Here is an 18219-nt window from a genome sequence, read left to right as displayed (position 1 = left end):
CCCTCACGGGAGCAACGCCTGGTCATCGAAAATCCTCCGAACGCAGTGGACGGATAGGGAGCGCGGTGGCGGGCGACTCCTCGTTGAGCCGCCCACCACCCACGCCGTCGGAGACCCGCAGATCCTCACGGGCACTCCGGACCCCGGCTCCCCGCGACCGAGGCGGGTACCGAACGCGGGGATCGGGGCGAAAGGGAAAGTCGAGGCCGGACGCGAACCGTCAGGAGACCCGCGCCCGACCGGCCGCCCCGGGGAGTGGAAGGGCGGCCCGACCCGACACGAACGAGGCGAAGCCCCGACCGTCCGTGTCGGGCAGAAGAAGGGGCATCTACATCGACGCCGCAGGGCACTCATTGACGCGTGAAACGCACGGTGCCCGTGGTGGCGTCGGCGTCACTTCGGGCGAACTGGGCATGGTCCTCACCCAGTTCCGCGCTGATCGCGGCATCAAGCGCCTTCGGACCGAACCCGGGAAGCACGGACGCCGCTTCGAAAAGAGCAAGCGCGGCGTCGTGTACCCGCGCACGTTCGCAGTAGGCGAGGGCCCGAACGACGGCGGCCGTGTCGAGTTCCAGCCGATCCCGGAGCCGCCACCGCCCATCGCACAGCCAAACCCACCGCACCACGACCACGGAGGTCGCCGCGACGCGGGGGTACGCGGTGAAGACACGTCGGGGACTCGCATCGGCGTCGAAGAACAGGTTCACGAGTGGCGACCTCGAAAGCCGTCGAAGGTGGTGTGGCGAAAGTGCGCGCGTTCTTGGCGTTCTCGCTACTGGTTGACTCGAGTTGAAAGGAGACCCGCACCCACTTCCCGCGTTCCTCGGAACCGCCCCACGTCACGCCTGCACTGATCAGCGTGGCGATATGCAGTCCGCGGCCCTCTTCGGCATCGGCCGACATCTCGAGGCCGTTGTCGGACAGGGGCAGAACGGTGAACTCGTCGTCCGAGACCTCCACCACCAACCGCCGGGCCTCCACCCACCAGCGCAGATCGATCGATCCGCCGGTGTGGAGGTAGGCATTCGTGGCGATTTCACTCACGGCCAGCACGACGTCGTCGGGCGATATGTGGATGGCGGCGCAGACCGCCTCCATGTGCCGGCGGGCCACGAGGGCGATCGTCTTGTGTCGGGGTAGTGCGATTCGTTGAGCAGGCAACATGCGCGGATCTCCCTGCTGTTCGCATGGGCATCGCGAACCCACCGACTGTTGTGATCATGAAACAGCGGTGAGTGACTGTGGCCGACAGTTAAGCAGACGTCTGGGCAAACGTCTTGGCTAATTGCCAAGAAATTTGCCCGAAGGGATGATGGCGGCCCGCGAGTTGCCCTCGCGGACACTGAGTGCGAGGAGGACCGATGCCGGACAGAGAACCCATGTCTCGCCCACGTCGCAGGATCGCGACGACGCTCACCGAACTCCGCGAGCAGTCCGGTCTCACCCTGGACGAGGTGGCCATCGAACTCGGTTGGCACCTGACCAAAGTCAGCCGGATCTCACTCGGACGACGACTGCCATCGCCCACCGACATCCGCCAACTCGCCGATTTCTACGGCGTGGACGACACGGCACGGAAGCAGCTCGACGCCTGGAGGGAGGAAGACCGAAAGCTCAGGCGCGTTCCGCCGTGGTGGCGCGCCTACGAAAAGATCATGACCCCGGCCTACCGCGAGCTGATCATCAACGAGCACGAGGCGTCACGGGCGTGGGAGTTCCAGCTCAACACCATCCCGGGCCTCTACCAAACACCCGACTACGCTCGCGCGATCATCTCAATGGGCCTCAACGCATACGGGCACGACCAGATCGAGAGACTGGTCAAGCTCCGCAGCATGCGCCAACGACTCCTCTTCCAGGAAGACCCACTGATCTCGACCGGGATCGTCACCGAAGGCGCCCTCAGGGCCTTGGTCGGGGGCGCGGACGTGATGCGCAAGCAGCTCGTTCATGTAGGCGAGCTGGCCCTACGCGAGAACATCGACTTTCGAGTCATCCCCTTCTCCGCAGGTGCCGCCGTCGCACAGAACAGCGGCGTCACGCTCTACCAGTTCCCCGACCGCCCCCAGCCCGAGATCGCGTTCGTCGAGGTCATCGGCAACACCGTGGTCGAGGAAGCGGACCCGGAGATCTCGCAGTTCACTCGCTTGATTGCACAACTCGAGACCGCAGCGGCCTCACCCACAGAATCCATCGCGCTGATCGAGCGAGTACTGAACGAGATGCCGTGAACCCCACACCGGACATGCGGCGGGACACAGGGGAGACTGGGCGCGAGGAGGACCGATGCCCGACAGGGAACCCATGTCACGCCCACGTCGCAGGATCGCCGCGATGCTCACCGAACTCCGTGAGCAGTCCGGCCTCACCCTGGACGAGATCGCCGCCGAGCTCGGTTGGCACCTGACCAAGGTCAACCGGATCTCGCTTGGCCGACGACGGCCGACACCTGCCGATATCCGCCAACTCGCCGACTTCTACGGCATGGACGACGCCCGCAGGGAACAGCTCGATGCCTGGCGAGAGGAGGACCGGAAACTCAAGCGGATGCCTCCTCCGTGGAAGATGTACGAGGAGGTCATGTCCGCCGCGTATCGCGAATTGATCATCAACGAGCACGAGGCGTCACGGGCGTGGGAGTTCCAGCTCAACACCATCCCGGGCCTCTACCAAACACCCGACTACGCTCGCGCGATCATCTCAATGGGCCTCAACGCATACGGGCACGACCAGATCGAGAAGCTGGTCAAACTCCGCAGCATGCGCCAACGACTCCTCTTCCAGGAAGACCCACTGATCTCGACCGGGATCGTCACCGAAGGCGCCCTCCGAGCCCTGGTCGGCGGCCGGGACGTAATGCGGGAACAACTCCTACACGTGCGCGAACTGGCCATGCAGGACAACATCGACTTCAGGGTCATCCCCTTTTCCGCAGGCGCTGCCGTCGCACAGAACAGCGGCGTCACGCTCTACCAGTTCCCCGACCGCCCCCAGCCCGAGATCGCGTTCGTCGAAGTCATCGGAAACACAGTCGTCGAGGAAGCAGACCCCGAGATCTCGCAGTTCACACGGCTCATCGCACAATTGGAGGCTGCGGCAGCCTCGCCGGTGGAATCGATCGCACTGATCGAGCGAGTACTGAAAGAGAAGGCATGAACCCAACCCCAGACACGCTCGGAACGCCGATACAGCCCTGGCGGAAGGCCACGGCCTCCGGCCAACAGGGATCATGCGTAGAGGTTGCACCGTTCACCGCCGTGATCGGCGTCCGCGACAGCAAGGACATCCGCGCCGGTCAACTCACAGTCACACCCAGGGCTTGGCGCGCGCTCCTCGACACGGTGAATGCTCGATAGCTGCACCAGGATGAACGCTTCCGGCCCCACCAAACAGGGGCTGGAAGCGCCCCTGTATTCGCCTTTGTCCGGCGTCGGAGGGCGGCGAATCCGCCGACCGATGTCTCATCCGCATCCGTCATCCTGTGAGCCGGTCGCCTGCCTCGCCCCAAGTCGCGAGGTTCCCGAAGCGGTCGCGCCCCGGGTACGGTGTGTGATCTCGACCGAGCGAGGGGGACGCGTGGGACGAAGTTCGGCCGTCGGAGCGATAGCCGTGGCATTGCTGGCCGTTGCCGGATGCAACAGCAACGGCGGTGACAGTACGAAGGCCTCGCGCACCAACCCACCACCAGCACCATCCGGTCAGGTTCCGACCACACCGGATGCGGAGGGCAGCGCCCGGGCGGCCGCGCTTGAGGTCTATGGACGATTTACTCAATTCCAGGATGGCGTAGAAGCAGGCGGAAGCCTGGACGGCATGGGGGCCGTCGCAAACGGGCGAGCTGCCGAACTGGTCACCCAGGTCCGAGACCAGTCGGCCCGGACCGGTCTCGTGGTCGAGGGTCCTCCAGGCACACCATCCCCTCAAGTGGAAACGGTCTCGCTCACGACGAATCCACCGCAGGTCGTACTCACGGACTGTGTGGACCTTTCCCACCAGCGTGTCGTATATCGCGACACTCGCGCGCCTTTTACCGTTCCTTCCCAATCTCCAAGGTATGTCAAGCGGTTCGTCATCACCCGGTCCTCAACAGGCTCCTGGCTGGTGACCGACATGATTTCGGAGCGGGATCGCCCATGCTGACGCAATATGTCATAGCCGGAGTGGCAGTCGTAGTCGCGACCGCAGCCGTGCCTACGACCGACCCGACACCACCACCCAAACCGCCGGTTTCGCAAGACGGCCCACGATTCATCATCGAAGTCGAGACTCCGGGTACCCCCGGCCACCAAAACCCGCCCGGCCGGAGCAATGTTCCCGTGGGGACGAATTCGGCTCCGACGCCGGTGGATCCGAGGGACCCCGACGACACCCAATGCCCAGGCGCCGCCCTGGTCCTGGACGCGACCTCATGCATGGGCACCATCGACCCCGGCGCCGGCAACGCGGGCACCGCACCCACACCACCCACCCCCGCCGAACTCGGCGCCCGCGCCTCCGCGCAAATCCTCCTCGACGCACCCACCGTCCACCTCACCCCCGGCCCCGGCAAAACCGGCCTCGTCGGACTCCCCACCTGGCTCTGGGTCGACGCCACCCCGACATCATGGGGCCCAACCTCGGCAACCGCCGCCGTACCGGGCCTGTCAGTCACCGCCACCGCCACGGTGGATCACATCACCTGGACCATGGGCGACGGCGCCACCGTCACCTGCACCACCCCGGGAACCCCCTACACCCCCAACCGCGGCGCCCAGCCCAGCCCCGACTGCGGACACACCTACACCCGCCCCGGCATCCACACCGTCACCGCCACCACCCACTGGACCATCACCTGGACCGGCGGCGGACAAACCGGCACCCTCGCAGCCACCCGCACCACCACCATCAACGACATCCGCACAGGCGAAATGCAAGCACTCGCCTCCTGAAGCTCGCGCACAGCCTCACCCAACCGAGACCGCAAGATGGCGGTGGCCGCGCATCTGCTCACGATCGGCGACGTGCTCACCGACTCCCCTAACGAGGGGCGCGATGGGTGATTGAGCCCATGTCGCCTCACCCGCCCCCATCGCTCCCCGCCATCGCTCCATTCGCGAAGAAACGGGAGCCGTACGGCTCACCCCCACCTGCGTGGGGACTTCATCCGTGCAGACTCCGTCCGACTCGATCAGAGGAACCGCCTCGGCCACGTCGTCCGCGTGTACCCGCCGGAGTTCGTCGAGGAGCCGTGCCAGGGGGTCGGTGACGGTGGTCGGGGCGCGCAGGGAACTAATCAGCAGGCCGCGCCGCACGAGATCGGTCAGCATGGCGTCGATCCGGGTGGAGTCGGCACGGGTGAAGGCCTCGGACAGGTTTTCGGCGAGCGCGCCGAACCGGATCGGCACACTCGCGGTTTCCCAGGCCGTGAAGACCGCCCGAGTCGCGCGCACGCTCACCCGGAACGGGCCGTTCGCCAACTCCAACCGGCCGCCCCGCTCGCACGCCAGGTCGCTGAACACCACGTCCAGACGCGCCAAGAGCCGGGGGCATGCCTTCAACCGGTCGATGACGTCGGTCAGCCATTCACTGTCGACCCGGGCCAGCGCCCGATGCCCCGTGCCCCACTCGACCTGGGTGTGCGACCCCAGGGTCACCGGGGCTACTCCCGCGAAAAGACCGAAAGGCGTGGGCCGTCCGGCGCTCCGCAACACGTAGCGCACGACGGCGGACGTTGCCCGACGAACGCGCCGAGAATCGGTGTCGGCGCCGCTGCCGGTCAGCTGCTCCACGCGGCGCGCCAAAGCCGGACTGGCAGCAGTAACGGCTGCGGCGAATCCCGGCCGCGCCCACGTGTGCCGCAGCCACACGACACAGTCGGACACTTCATCGAGGTTGGGCCACCACAGTGGCAACTCGCTCAGGGGTGTCACGGCCACGCGCAACAGGGTGGCGCCGGTGCTGCGGTAGAGCTGCGTTCCGTCCGACACGCGATCCTCCGACCGACATGGGGTGGGTGGGGATCCCGGGCGGCCGTGAGTTGCTTCGGCCACCCGGGACGGGGACGTCGACTACGAGCTGACGCACGACGACTTGCAGGTCGCCGCGCAGGTGTCGTTGGTGTCGCACGGCACGGGAACGCCCTCGGCGACGTCCGTGGTCACGCGGACATCCAGATCGAAGTCGTCGTCGAGTGCCGGATCGGTGTCGGAAACCATGGGCATGGCGGTAACTCCTCGTGTAGGCCGATGCCGACCACGAGCGGGTGCGCCGTCCGGGGTCGAGTGATGGTGTGGGTGGTCGAACACCACCCCTGGGGTGGATCCGTCCGGGTCGGAGGGTCTTCGAGGGCGGCGACCGCTCGTCGGCGTCCGAACGAGCAGGACCTGGGCACCCAGCTCGGTGATGCGTGCGCGTCGCTCGCGGGAGACGCTCTTGCCGCCGAGATGAGCCCGGGACGGGAAGAGCACGCCGTATCCGCCGCTCGCCCGAAGGGCGTCGAGCAGTCCGGTGAACGCCACGGATGCCGCGGGCTGAGAGGGATGTTCCACGAAGACGCCGGCCAGAAGAAGCTCATGGTGGCGGCAGTACTCATGCAGCGACTCGACCAACGACCGACGACGCGCTGCCGAGACCGAGACCAGCCGGAGATAGCCGTACACGAGCGGACCGGGCCCGGACTGCTCCTCGGTGACACCTCGCATCCCCTCGCCCTCCCTCGTCGGCAAAACCGAAACCGGCTCCCGGGAACGACCATCGCCGCGAGCGTGGTCACCCTGGGATGAGCGGGTGTGGCACTTCCGTGGCACTTTCGCCGCACCGGGTACGCCCCGGGTGATTCGATGGGGGCTCCGGAAGGGGCTGCTGGTGCCGACCGTTCGAACGTGGACCGGCCACGAGGCGAGGGCGCTTCGTCGCGCAAAGCGCATGGGTGTGCGCGGGTTCGCCGATCACCTGGGCATGGCCGCGCGGACCGTATCCCAATGGGAGAGATTGGGCGTCCGGCGTGAACCCCGGCCGGACACACAGGCCATTCTGGACACCGTCCTCGCCCGTGCCACTCCTGACGAACAGGCACGATTCGAAGCCCTGCTCGCGAAGACCGTCGACGAGGCCCCTCCCCGGCCGTTTCCCGTCCCGCGCGAATGGGACCACGAGACGTGGACCGAGGACATCGAACGCGCGCTCGTCCTCGTCAACCGACAAAGCCTTGCGCAGGCCACCAGCCTCCTCGACCGCCGGTTGACGCGATCCGTGCCGGCGGACCTGGACGACCAGGGACGCTATCTCTACGCCCGCTCCCTCGTCCTTCTCGGCGACGTACGACGCGACCAGGGTGCACTCCACGGCCCCTCGTCCGCCGATCACCACTACCGGCGTGCCCGCGAGATGTTCACCGCTTTGGACATTCCCCGGCGTGTCGCGCAGATCGACCTGTCGCTCGCCGTCGTCGCCGAGATGACCGGACGCCTGGAGGAGTCCGCCCGCATGTACGAACTCCTCGCGAGCGATCGTCGGTTGGGCGAGCGCGACCAGGCTCGCGCCCGATTGTGGATCGGCACGGCGCTGAGCAAGGCCGGGCGGCACGGACGCGCCATCGAGGAGATGGCCGAGGCCACGCGCTGCTTCGAGGACCTGGACGAGCCCGACGACTGGTCGGTGGCGCAGCAGAAGCTCGCCCTCGCCCATCGCGGCGCCGGGACCATCGGGCGGGCTCTGCACCACATCGACATCGCCCTGGCCCACCGCGTCACCGACGCACCGATGCAACAGGTTCGGCTCGACACCGCGCACGCGCACATCCTGGTCACCGACCGTGCCACGATCGACGCCGGGCTGACCTTGCTCGACCGCACCGCGCAACTGGCCGCACAACACGGGCTGTCCCATCAACTCCACAGCATCGACGCCATCCGCCGCACCTGCGAATGAACCCCGCGCCACCCCACCCCGAGGAGCACACCTTGGCAGCCGAACGCCCCGACGTCACCGACACCGACCGCGCCGACGCGGAACTCGTCTGGGACTACCACCAGATGCACCACACACTGCGTCCGTGCACGGCCGCCGTCGGCCTCGGCAGCCACGACCTCGGCGTCGCCCGCTTCACCGCCGAGCTCTACCACCATGGCCTGTTCCCGATCGTGGTCTTCAGCGGCGGCAACAGCCCCACCACCGCCGCCCGCTTCCCCCGCGGCGAGGCCGTCCACTACCGCGAACACGCCCTCGAACTCGGCGTCCCCGACGAAGCGATCCTCATCGAACCCCGCGCCGCCAACACCGGCCAGAACATCGCCTTCACCCGCGACGTCCTCACCGCACACGGCACCACCGTCGAATCCCTGCTGTTCGTCTCCAAGCCCTACATGCAACGCCGCGCCTATGCCACCTGCCGCAAGGTCTGGCCCGAGGTCGACGTCGTCTGCGCCTCCGAACCCCTCGAATTCGACGCCTACCTCAAATCCATCGGCGACGAACACCTGGTGATCGACATGCTCGTCGGCGACCTCCAACGCATCATCGCCTACCCCGGGTTGGGCTTCGCCGTCGAGCAGGACGTCCCGGACGACGTCCGCACCGCGTACGAACGGCTCCTCGACGCCGGTTTCACCAGCCGACTCATGGCGGGATGAGCACATGCCACCTCGCAAGGTCTGCGCGATCCATCAACCGAATCTTTTCCCGCGATTATCGACCCTCGCCAAGATCCACGCCGCGGACCGCTGGATCGTCTACGACGACGTCCAACACACCGCCCGCGACTATCAACACCGCTGCCTCCTTCCCGATCCGGTGGACCCCGCCCGACGGCGGTGGCTCACCCTGCCGATCCACCGACCACAAGGCAGAGCAACCCTGATCCGGGAGCTACGCCTCGTCGACCCGCCTGCGGCCCGGAAACGAGCGGAAGGCATGCTCCGACACCATTACGGCCGCAACCCGTACTGGGCGGACGTCGAACCCGCGATCGACGAGATCCTGCAACTCCTCGCGCAAACCCACCACTTGGCCGAGGTTGCGGAGGCTTCCACCCGAACCCTGCTCAGGCTCCTCGACTGGCAAGGGACCGCGCTCCGCAGTAGCGAGACGACCGCCCGAGGCGGACGATCCGAACGCCTCGCCCGTCTCACCATCGAGGCGGGTTGCGACACGTACCTCCACGGCATCGCCGGCGGCCGGTACATGGACTTCACAGTCTTCGAGACCAAGCACGTGCTGACCCGCCCGGCCAAGGCCCCGCCATGTGTGGGCTCCTGGCGCGAAAGCGCGCTGAGCACGCTCACCACGATCGGCGTGACCGAAACCTCGAAGAGGCTGAGGGCGGTGTGACGTTGTCGCTCCTTCGCCCGTCGGGCAGGTCCTGCGGCCGGATGGGCGGCGTGCCGAGGGCGGGATGGACGAGGTAGCGTCACACGGTGGCCGGCGTTTCCTTTGCCGGGAAATTCCGGAGTACGGCGGCGATGTCGCCGGGCTTGTCCGGGTCCTGCTCATGCATTTCGAACCCCTCGCCAAGGCGCACGTGGGGCAATCAGCCGCCGCATCCCCTGGGCAGCAATCTGGGCGAGAGCGTCTTGGAGTCGACGGACGGCTTCGGCGAGGACGTGACCACCACCATGCATGGATAGAGGCTGCGCGCCGAGCCGATCGCGCAGCTTCGCTGGCAACGTCGCGTGCACTGTGTGGGGATGGCGCGACTTGGAGACGCAGATGATCACATGGTGCTGGGTCTCGGAAGTCGGAGCACATGGATGAGGCCGAGCACGCGCTGTCGCGGAGGTGCTCACTCGCCGGCTGGGCCGGTTGGTCACGCCGTCGGACGCGGGTCTGGTTGAGCCGGGTGTGGTGCCCGGACCTCGGGATACGGTGGATGCTCTGGTCGAGATCGGGAGCCTGGACATGGACCCCACCCGTCGTGCCGTCGTGGTCGCCGCCGTCTTCTCCACCGCGCTGACCGTGCCCGGGTGGGCCGAGGCATCGGCCCGCGCGGACACGATCCGCACCGCCGACAATCCACGCTACGGCGCCCCGGACGTGCGGACTGTGCGCGCGATGGCCGAGGCGTTCTCCGACATGGACGACGAACACGGCGGCGGCGCCGCACGCCCACCGGCCGCTGCCTACCTGGTCAACACGGTCGTGCCGTATCTGCGGGCGGGCGCGCCGGACGCGGTGCGCCGGGACATGCTCTCGGCCGCCGCCGAACTGACCCACCTGCTCGGGTGGATGGCGATGGACGAACGCGCCGACGGCCTCGCCCAGAGCTACTACGTCAACGCCATGCACCTGGCCCGGGAAGCAGGGGACGAGATTACCTACGCAACGGCGTTACGCGGCCTCAGCGTTCAGGCCGTGCAACTCAAGCACGGCGTACAGTCGCTGCATCTCGCGGACGCCGCAGCCTCGGCGGCGACCGCCCTGGGCGCACCCCGCATGCGGGCGTTCCTCACCGGACAGCAGGCCCACGCCCTCGCCGAGGTGAAGGACCGCCGAGCCACCTTCAACCATCTCGGCCAGGCCGAACGCGCACTCGACCAGGCAACCAGCGGCCCGGAAGCCTTCGGCTCTTATCACCACGCCGCACTCGCCTTCCACACCAGCCACGTCCTGGCCGCCCTCGGCGACACCTCCGGCGCAATCGACGCCATGTTGGAGGCGAACCGGATCCGCCCCGCCCGCGAACGCCGCAGCCGCGCACGCTCGACCGCCCAACTCGCCGAACTCCAACTCGACGACGGTCGCCTCGACGAGGCATGCGCATCCTGGGACGCGTTCCTCGACGACTACCCGTACGTCCACTCGGGACGCCTCAACGCCCACCACGCCACCATGCGCACCCGACTCGCACCACACACCGGCAACGCCCGGGCCCGCGCGCTGCTCACACGCGCCGCCTCCAACCGAGACGCAGCTCGTCAACTCCCGCCGGACGCCTTGAGGATGTCGGCGATCCGGGACACGCTCACCCCGACGATGGCCGCGATCTCGGCCCTGAAGAGTCCGTCGGCACGGCTGGTGACCACGGCTTTGCGGACCGCGGCGTCGGCCGCCCGGACCTGACGGTGGGCCATCCGGCGCTGATGGCTGCCGGGCGAACTCTGGTAGTAGGTCGAGTGGGCGATTGTCGGAAGGTGCGCGGCCCGCTTGAGTCGCCGCCGCGCTACGTCCTTCGTAGGCTCACCCCCACCTGCGTGGGGACTTCCGGAGCCGGGTCGTAACTCACGAGGTAGAGCGCGGCTCACCCCCACCTGCGTGGGGACTTCTCGGCGTACAGACCCCCATCACCGTGCGCCCGCGGCTCACCCCCACCTGCGTGGGGACTTCGACGCCCACTCATACCTGACTGAGCATCAGCTAGGCTCACCCCCACCTGCGTGGGGACTTCTGATCTCTGCTTTGACACCCTGGAATCGAGTGCGGCTCACCCCCACCTGCGTGGGGACTTCTCCCGGGGTAGTAGTGGCGCAGGTCGGCCTCTACGGCTCACCCCCACCTGCGTGGGGACTTCCTGACACCACAACTCCCTTCCTGGCGGCCCGGCGGCTCACCCCCACCTGCGTGGGGACTTCGCAAAGCCCGGTTCGGCCGCCTCGGGCAGGAACGGCTCACCCCCACCTGCGTGGGGACTTCTTCGCCAGGATCGTGGCGACCGCGCTGGTGGTCGGCTCACCCCCACCTGCGTGGGGACTTCGGGACACGCTGATACAGGTGGATACCGGGGACCGGCTCACCCCCACCTGCGTGGGGACTTCCTTGAGCCAAATCGGTAGGCCCTTGTCCATGACGGCTCACCCCCACCTGCGTGGGGACTTCCGCATCATCTGCTGGTACGACGCACCCCACGACGGCTCACCCCCACCTGCGTGGGGACTTCCTCTCCAGCGAACCCAGCACGTTCCAGGCGTCCGGCTCACCCCCACCTGCGTGGGGACTTCACGGCGGCCAACTCGCGATCCGTCGTGGCCGCCGGCTCACCCCCACCTGCGTGGGGACTTCGCATCGAAGGTGGCCCGCGTCGCCGGGTTCATCGGCTCACCCCCACCTGCGTGGGGACTTCCGATGACCTGCGTCTTCGTCCTCGCGATGGTGCGGCTCACCCCCACCTGCGTGGGGACTTCGACGGCGAGGAAGCCGCGCTGCCCGCCATGTACGGCTCACCCCCACCTGCGTGGGGACTTCCGATCGTCGCTGTCGGCCGGGTCGAACATCACCGGCTCACCCCCACCTGCGTGGGGACTTCGCGGCGTGCTTGGCCGCGACCGCCCGAGCCGCCGGCTCACCCCCACCTGCGTGGGGACTTCTTCTGGACCATGGCTCAGACGTGGTGGAAATACGGCTCACCCCCACCTGCGTGGGGACTTCGCACCGCCCAGCGCACCCACGCCCACGCGTGCCGGCTCACCCCCACCTGCGTGGGGACTTCCAGGGGTGGACCAACCGCCCCGGGATGGGTGGCGGCTCACCCCCACCTGCGTGGGGACTTCACCGGAGATGATCACGCCACAAGCGTCCACACCGGCTCACCCCCACCTGCGTGGGGACTTCGTCCAGCAGGTGGTCCAGTTGCGCCGCGGTCACGGCTCACCCCCACCTGCGTGGGGACTTCTCGCCGTTCGGGAGCGAGGCGGCGGAGTGCGCCGGCTCACCCCCACCTGCGTGGGGACTTCGACGCGCTCGCACAGATTGCACGTCCACGCCTCGGCTCACCCCCACCTGCGTGGGGACTTCCCTTCCTGACCTGGGGGTTCTTAAGGGCTTTGCCGATTCGTGATGCAAACAAGGTCATTGCGGCAAGGTTCCTGCCTGTTTCCGCTTCGGCATATCGGCAATCGTTCGCGAGCTGGGCGTTGTCGCATGGTTTGGTCCTGTCTGCGTGTCGGCCGGACGGACGTGCGGTGTCGTTCGCGGCGTGTCCGTCTTGAAAGCCCACCGCCATCGACGCGTCCGGAACAAGATCGGCTTGATTCCGACGCAGCCACGAGACAAGGATACGAGCCCTGCCTCCGGTCGCTCGGGCGGCCGGACGTACCGATCAAGGCCCGACGATCCCCGCCCGCACGAGGGCCTCTCCCGCGCCGCCCGCCACGGTGAACGGTCCGGTGCAATGGCGTCGGCTCTCCACACCGTGACGTGACACCCTCCGGGTGGCAACACGTCGAGGGCGATGGACAGCACGGCACCCTCGTCAAGAATGGCGACCCGGCCACAGACTCCCGCGTGCCGGCCTGCATGACCTCCGTGATCGCGCGGCGGATTCGCGGAACTTCGCCGACGACCAGGCGCTCGGTGGCCTCTGGGACTACCACCGCTAGACGTTGCGCGAGGGCTACCGCACCGCGCGTGTAGACCTGGCGACGCCCGAACAGACCGTCCACAGCGCTGCTCGATACGGGTCGACGGCGCCTAGCGATTGCGGGTGAGTTCGAGGAAGTCCCGCACCGTCGGGGTGCGTTCGTGTGCGTCGACTTCGGCGCGGAACTGGCCGACTGATCATGGGTGGAGGACACGATCCGCCGAGGCACGCCGGCCGGCCAGGCGGATTCGATCACGCCAAGGGGATGAGGTGAACGACCCCGTCCGCACCCCGGGTCCCGTTCCTTACCGTGCGGGCGACCTCATCGCCACAAGCATAGACAGCCACGAGGGACCACTCCGGAACGCCCGGTCGCAAGTCACGGGAGAGTCCCCGGCACCGGCCGAACAACCCCACCGTATAGCGGAACGTACGTACGTTCGCCCACCAACAGGCCGAGAGCGGCTCACCCCCACCTGCGTGGGGACTTCCGTGGTAATCATCGGGGAGGGCGCAACCAGCATCTTCGGCGGGAAGGTCTACCGGGACAGCGCGTCCCAAGTGCGCGATGCCTACGGCGACATCGCAGTCGACCCGACGATCAGGCGCAGTACGAAATCCCCGAGGCGTACACCCCACAGACCCCCGCTGACGTCGTACGCCCCCAAAGAGGACGCCACGCGCGACTACATCGGGCGTATCGACGGCAGCGAGCACGGAACCTTCTGTTGTGTGTACAGCGGATTCGCGACCTGCACGGACGTGCGAGAAATGCGGGTTGACCAGCCCGAAAGCCCTTCAGGATCTTCACGGGTTTACGAGCTTTTCCGATGGCATCTGCCCGCGAACAGCGTCGATGATCAGCGTGAACGGCCGGCCCTTCGCATCGCGCGAGGAGTCGTCCGACTCGTCCGGGTCCTGCCCGATCGGCACCGGATTCATCGGCTCGCAACCGCGACCTCACTCCGGGTCGCCCACGGTGGCATGACGTCGCCTCCCACGCCTTCGCCCACTCCCCCGCCGTGGCCGCACTGCGCGGAAGGCACGACCACGACCGACCCCGTCGGATGCCGGGGCGTACGCGTCACCAACCTCACGGGTGAATACGCCTAGCCCACCTCAACCCCACCGATCGCACCAGCCACCTCGCGGCCCTGACGCCTGGATCCGACGTCGACCACCGCGGCACCACCTTCGACGGCCCTCTCCTGGCCGAACTCCTCGACGCGCTCCGCGACGTCGGCACCATCCACCCGCGCCTTGGACGAGCGCTGTTCGACGGCGCGATGTTTTCCGCCGCCGCCGGTTCGGCGGCGTGACGTTCGGCTCCGAAGCCCGGTTCAAGGGCACCGTGTTCTCCGCCGAGGCGCGGTTCGACGGCGCGAGGTTCATCGCCGAGGCCCGTTTCGATGGGTCCGCGTTTACCACCATCGCCTGGTTCGGCGGCGCGACGTTCGGCGCCGACGCCTCGTTCAGCGGTGCGACGTTCACCGCCACCGCCCGGTTCAACGGCGTGAGGTTCAGCGTCGACGCCCGATTCGAAGGCACCACGTTCAGCGCGGGCATCCGGTTCAGCGACGCGATGTTCTCCCCCCATGCGCGGTTCCGTGGCGCGACGTTCCTTGCCGAGGCCCGGTTCGGCGGCACGACGTTCACTGCCGACGCCCAGTTCGACCACGCTACATTCGGTGCAGAGGCCCGGTTTGGTGGCGCGAGGTTCATCGCCGACGCCCGGTTCGACGGTGCGACGTTCTCCGCCGCCGCCTGGTTCGGCGGCGCCATATTCGGCGCCGACGCCCGGTTCGGCGACGCGATATTCACCACCAGTGCCGACTTCGACGGAGTGGTCGTCGATGGCGATGTCTGGTTCACAGTGTGCGGTTCGAGTCGGTCGCGGTGCTGGGGCCGTTGTGGTGTTGGGGAGAGTTGGACGTATCGGGAGCGGTGTTCGGTGCTCCGGTGGTGATCGAGACTGCGGCAGCCGCGGTGCGGTGCGAGCGGACCCGGTGGGAGGCGACCGCGACGCTGCGGTTGTGGCACGCCGACCTCGACATGACCGGCGCGGTCCTCAACTTCCCCCTCGCCGTCGTCTCGGCTGCTGCGGACACCGACCCGATACGGGTGCTGAGCGTGAGCGGGGTCGACGCCGCGCACCTGGTCCTGACCGACACCGACCTCACCGCGTGCCGGTTCCTCGGCGCCTTCCACCTCGACCAGCCGCGCCTGGAGGGCGACCCGCTTCGCCCGGACACCCCCCGGGACCGACCTGCTCCGCGGCCTGCCCCTGCGCTGGACCGACCGCCTGGCCCTCGCCGAGGAACACCACTGGCGGGCCCTGTCCTTGCCCCGCCGCCGCCCCCGACTGCGCACCGGATGGACGTCCGCACCACCATCGCCCTCCGGTTCCCCGTCCCCCGTGCCCGGCCCGGCCGCGCTCGCCGCGCTGTACCGCCAGCTCCGCAAGGCCTTCGAAGACGGCAAGGACGAACCCGGCGCCGCCGACTTCTACATGGGCGAGATGGAGATGCACCGCCTCGACCGGCGCCCCGGTCGTAGCCGCGCCGAACGCGGGCTGCTCACCGCCTACTGGGCCCTGTCCGGGTACGGGCTGCGCGCCTCCCGTGCCCTGACCTGGCTGCTGCTGGCCATGACCGCCACGGTGCTCGCGATGATGCTCTGGGGACTGCGAAACACCGACCCAAAGCCGCTGACCACGGGCACTCAGGCCGCACCCGGGCAGCCGGTGCGCCTGGTCACCGACAACCCCGACCCCGTGCTGACCGGCTCACCCCACGAGCGGTTGACCGGCGAGCGCGCCGAGAAAGCCGCCCGGGTGGTCCTGAATTCCGTGGTCTTCCGCTCGTCCGACCAGAACCTCACGACCGCAGGCGCCTACATCGAGATGACGTCCCGCTTCCTCGAACCCATTCTCCTGGGCCTGGCCGCGCTCGCCATCCGAGGACGGGTCAAGCGCTGACTTCGCGGAACGTCGAGTCGCCGGTCAGCTTCGCGGCAGGTAGATCGTGTGTCGTTGCCGACGTGCGTCGAGGGCGGCCGGGATTCGGGGGGCGACGTTTCCGGGGAGGAGGGTCGCGGCCTGTTCGGGTGTGACGAACGCGTATTCGTCGAGTTCCTCGGTTTGGAGGCGGATGGCGGCGATCTGGTCGGCGGTCAGGGTGCCGGCGTCGAAGAACCAGCTGGTGATCGGGCGCGGTCGATCCCCTTGTGATTTGGCCCAGTCGATGACGAGCAGGTTGCCGACGGTGAGTTGGAGGCCGAGTTCCTCGGTGAGTTCGCGTGCGCACGCCTCGTGGGGTGGTTCGTCGTGGTCGACGAATCCGCCGGGGATGTTCCAGTGATCCCGATAGTTGGGCTTGACCAGGAGGACCCGACCCTGGGTGTCGGTGATGAGTGCGCAGGCCGCGGCGTACAGCATCGGTAGTTGGCCGTACCACTGCTCGGGGGGCAGGAACTCACGAGTCACGTCCCCGACCCTAGCCGCGGCGGACGGCGTGTGCGGGTGGGAGATCAGTTCGCGCGGGCGGTTCGGGAGGGTTCGAGGAAGTCGGTCACGGCCGGGATTCTTGCGTGCGCTGCGGCTTCGGCGCGGAACTCGGCGATTCTGTCCAGCAGTCGCTTGGAGGCGACTCCGTGGGAGGTGTCCAGCACCCGGGTGGCGATGGAGCAGGCATGGTCCGCCTCCCCGCGCCGGAGGAGCACGGACGCGAACAGGATGCTGTGCAGGGCCCGGACACCGGTCGAACCCGTGTCCGTGGAACTCTCGGCTTGCCGTGCGGCCTCGTCGAGGCGTCCGAGGTCGCGCAGGACGTGCATGCGGGAACCGGCGTGGTGGGCCGGTGTGTACGAGGTGAGCCAGTCGGGTGTGGTCGGCCCGGTGCCGATGCGTTCGAGGTGGTCCGCGCTGCGGGCAAGTGCGTGGCGGCTCCCGCGTTCGTCGCCCAAAAGGGCGTGTCCGCGCGCCTCGGTGTCGGCGAGGCGCCCCATGAGAGCAGCGGGAGCGTTGGTGCCGGCCGCAGTTTGGGCGGCGCGGGCGAGTTGAACGGCGTCGGCGGCGCGGCCCAGGAAGCATGCCTGAACGGACATGTTCGACATGACGTGTGCGGACAAGGCGCGGTCTCCGGCGGCCTTGGCCAGGCGTAGTGCCTGGACGAAGTAGCGTTGTGCGGCGCCGTGGGCGCCGGAGTCGTAGTACATGTAGCCGCACTGTTCGGTGATCTGTGCGGCGGCGCCGAGGAGGTCTCGGCCCACGTGGTCGTCGTATCGACCGCGCAGGAGCGGTGCGACCTGGCGGACCAGGTAGTCCGTCACCCACTGCCGGGCACTCCCGCCGCCCTGTTCGCGGTCGATGTCGAGGAAGCGCATGCGTGCCCGGTGCAGGGCTTCCACGTGCCCGGGGCCGACCCGCGTGCCGTCGAGGGGGCGGGCGGCGGTGTGGTCGTCGGGGGTGAAGTGCCACGCGAGCGCCGCGGCCGGGGTGGCGCCGGCCACGTACGCCGAACCGGTGAGGAACGAGCGCCGGTCCATGCCAACCGTCCACAGTGCGGTCGCGGTCTCGATGCCGTCGGTGATCGAGGGTGCGAAGTCGAGTACCCGGTCCAGTACGGGGCCGGTGGTGCCGAAGCCGAGTTCCGCCGGGTCCACGCGTCGCCCGAGGGCGCGGGTGAGGACGGCGGCGAGTGCGCGATGCGTCTCGGGGCCCGGATTGCGCCCGCGCAGCCAGTAGTAGACCGTCGCCTTGTCGTATGCGGTGCCGCCCCGCATGGCCACGTTGACGTGCCGCGCCACCGCTCCGTGGCTGTATCCGCTGGCGATGATGAGCTGTTCCAGAGTGCGGTTGCTCACGGGTCTGACCATGGCGTGCCTCCTGCACTCGTCGAGCGGGACACGAAGCGATGTGTCCGCACTGTACGCCGCGAGGTGACTCGTACGGC

General features: G+C 68.2%; 16 protein-coding genes, 1 pseudogene and 1 CRISPR repeat array. Of the genes and pseudogenes, 10 read left to right on the top strand and 7 right to left on the bottom strand.

Features of this window, described 5'->3' with window-relative positions:
* Nucleotides 1-350: 350 nt before the first annotated feature.
* Together ACMXN5_RS50380 and ACMXN5_RS50375 are read right to left on the bottom strand one after the other, a co-directional pair.
* Nucleotides 351-707 carry a hypothetical protein gene (locus ACMXN5_RS50380; RefSeq protein ID WP_439681887.1) on the bottom strand — a complete coding sequence of 119 codons (357 nt, stop codon included), beginning with the start codon at nt 705-707 and terminating at the stop codon, nt 351-353.
* A gap of 100 nt (nt 708-807) precedes the next feature.
* Nucleotides 808-1098: pseudogene (locus tag ACMXN5_RS50375) on the bottom strand (ATP-binding protein); the annotation flags it as partial.
* 263 nt (nt 1099-1361) lie between these two features.
* Here ACMXN5_RS50375 and ACMXN5_RS50370 point away from each other — a divergent pair.
* The 4 genes from ACMXN5_RS50370 (at nt 1362) to ACMXN5_RS50355 (ending at nt 4928) form a co-directional block, all read left to right on the top strand.
* Complete coding sequence (locus ACMXN5_RS50370; RefSeq protein WP_439681844.1) at nt 1362-2231, top strand: helix-turn-helix domain-containing protein; 870 nt, start codon at nt 1362-1364, stop codon at nt 2229-2231.
* Nucleotides 2232-2286: 55 nt separating this feature from the next.
* Entirely contained in the window at nt 2287-3156 is an 870-nt protein-coding gene (locus tag ACMXN5_RS50365; protein WP_439681843.1) for a helix-turn-helix domain-containing protein, read from the top strand.
* On the top strand, nt 3153-3356 hold the full coding sequence (locus ACMXN5_RS50360; protein WP_439681842.1) for a DUF397 domain-containing protein: 204 nt from the start codon (nt 3153-3155) through the stop codon (nt 3354-3356). Before ACMXN5_RS50365 ends, ACMXN5_RS50360 begins: the two co-directional genes overlap by 4 nt.
* A gap of 960 nt (nt 3357-4316) precedes the next feature.
* Nucleotides 4317-4928 (top strand): ATP/GTP-binding protein, encoded by a 612-nt coding sequence (locus ACMXN5_RS50355; RefSeq protein WP_439681841.1) that lies wholly within the window; start codon nt 4317-4319, stop codon nt 4926-4928.
* A 15-nt stretch (nt 4929-4943) separates the two neighbouring features.
* Here ACMXN5_RS50355 and ACMXN5_RS50350 read toward each other — a convergent pair whose 3' ends face one another.
* Together ACMXN5_RS50350 and ACMXN5_RS50345 are read right to left on the bottom strand one after the other, a co-directional pair.
* Nucleotides 4944-5966 carry a lantibiotic dehydratase gene (locus ACMXN5_RS50350; protein WP_439681840.1) on the bottom strand — a complete coding sequence of 341 codons (1023 nt, stop codon included), beginning with the start codon at nt 5964-5966 and terminating at the stop codon, nt 4944-4946.
* A gap of 81 nt (nt 5967-6047) precedes the next feature.
* Nucleotides 6048-6200, bottom strand: a complete 153-nt coding sequence (locus tag ACMXN5_RS50345; protein WP_439681839.1) for an FxLD family lanthipeptide — start codon at nt 6198-6200, stop codon at nt 6048-6050.
* Between the two features lie 643 nt (nt 6201-6843).
* Here ACMXN5_RS50345 and ACMXN5_RS50340 point away from each other — a divergent pair.
* The 4 genes from ACMXN5_RS50340 (at nt 6844) to ACMXN5_RS50325 (ending at nt 11034) form a co-directional block, all read left to right on the top strand.
* Complete coding sequence (locus ACMXN5_RS50340) at nt 6844-7908, top strand: hypothetical protein (RefSeq protein ID WP_439681838.1); 1065 nt, start codon at nt 6844-6846, stop codon at nt 7906-7908.
* A gap of 32 nt (nt 7909-7940) precedes the next feature.
* Nucleotides 7941-8609, top strand: a complete 669-nt coding sequence (locus ACMXN5_RS50335) for a YdcF family protein (protein ID WP_439681837.1) — start codon at nt 7941-7943, stop codon at nt 8607-8609.
* A 4-nt stretch (nt 8610-8613) separates the two neighbouring features.
* Nucleotides 8614-9306, top strand: coding sequence for a WbqC family protein (locus ACMXN5_RS50330; RefSeq protein WP_439681836.1), 693 nt, complete (start codon nt 8614-8616; stop codon nt 9304-9306).
* Nucleotides 9307-9873: 567 nt separating this feature from the next.
* Nucleotides 9874-11034, top strand: a complete 1161-nt coding sequence (locus ACMXN5_RS50325) for a transcriptional regulator (RefSeq protein WP_439681835.1) — start codon at nt 9874-9876, stop codon at nt 11032-11034.
* A 113-nt stretch (nt 11035-11147) separates the two neighbouring features.
* Nucleotides 11148-12702: direct repeats of the CRISPR family, unit length 29 nt; unit sequence CGGCTCACCCCCACCTGCGTGGGGACTTC.
* Between the two features lie 1372 nt (nt 12703-14074).
* Here the strand turns inward: ACMXN5_RS50325 and ACMXN5_RS50320 are convergent.
* Nucleotides 14075-14209, bottom strand: coding sequence for a hypothetical protein (locus tag ACMXN5_RS50320; protein WP_439681834.1), 135 nt, complete (start codon nt 14207-14209; stop codon nt 14075-14077).
* A gap of 409 nt (nt 14210-14618) precedes the next feature.
* Here ACMXN5_RS50320 and ACMXN5_RS50315 point away from each other — a divergent pair, with 409 nt between their 5' ends.
* Together ACMXN5_RS50315 and ACMXN5_RS50310 are read left to right on the top strand one after the other, a co-directional pair.
* Complete coding sequence (locus tag ACMXN5_RS50315) at nt 14619-15233, top strand: pentapeptide repeat-containing protein (RefSeq protein ID WP_439681833.1); 615 nt, start codon at nt 14619-14621, stop codon at nt 15231-15233.
* Between the two features lie 450 nt (nt 15234-15683).
* Nucleotides 15684-16244, top strand: a complete 561-nt coding sequence (locus tag ACMXN5_RS50310) for a hypothetical protein (protein ID WP_439681832.1) — start codon at nt 15684-15686, stop codon at nt 16242-16244.
* Between the two features lie 24 nt (nt 16245-16268).
* Here the strand turns inward: ACMXN5_RS50310 and ACMXN5_RS50305 are convergent, their stop codons facing one another.
* Both ACMXN5_RS50305 and ACMXN5_RS50300 read right to left on the bottom strand, forming a co-directional pair.
* Nucleotides 16269-16751 (bottom strand): NUDIX domain-containing protein, encoded by a 483-nt coding sequence (locus ACMXN5_RS50305; protein WP_439681831.1) that lies wholly within the window; start codon nt 16749-16751, stop codon nt 16269-16271.
* Nucleotides 16752-16795: 44 nt separating this feature from the next.
* A complete protein-coding gene (locus ACMXN5_RS50300; protein WP_439681830.1) occupies nt 16796-18130 on the bottom strand; it encodes a hypothetical protein in 1335 nt (444 codons plus the stop codon).
* Nucleotides 18131-18219 lie beyond the last annotated feature (89 nt).

Origin of the sequence: Embleya australiensis (assembly GCF_051903075.1) — a bacterium.
Classification (GTDB): domain Bacteria; phylum Actinomycetota; class Actinomycetes; order Streptomycetales; family Streptomycetaceae; genus Embleya.
Note: the sequence above shows the minus strand (reverse complement) of the source record. Positions and strands in the feature narration are given on the sequence as shown.

Excerpts from the sequence above, each read along its gene's own strand:
- ACMXN5_RS50330 (WP_439681836.1), top strand. The coding sequence starts at position 8,614 with ATGCCACCTCGCAAGGTCTGCGCGATCCATCAACCGAATCTTTTCCCG.
- ACMXN5_RS50370 (WP_439681844.1), top strand. The coding sequence starts at position 1,362 with ATGCCGGACAGAGAACCCATGTCTCGCCCACGTCGCAGGATCGCGACG.
- ACMXN5_RS50320 (WP_439681834.1), bottom strand. The coding sequence starts at position 14,209 with ATGAATCCGGTGCCGATCGGGCAGGACCCGGACGAGTCGGACGACTCC.
- ACMXN5_RS50365 (WP_439681843.1), top strand. The coding sequence starts at position 2,287 with ATGCCCGACAGGGAACCCATGTCACGCCCACGTCGCAGGATCGCCGCG.
- ACMXN5_RS50325 (WP_439681835.1), top strand. The coding sequence starts at position 9,874 with ATGGACCCCACCCGTCGTGCCGTCGTGGTCGCCGCCGTCTTCTCCACC.
- ACMXN5_RS50345 (WP_439681839.1), bottom strand. The coding sequence starts at position 6,200 with ATGCCCATGGTTTCCGACACCGATCCGGCACTCGACGACGACTTCGAT.
- ACMXN5_RS50360 (WP_439681842.1), top strand. The coding sequence starts at position 3,153 with ATGAACCCAACCCCAGACACGCTCGGAACGCCGATACAGCCCTGGCGG.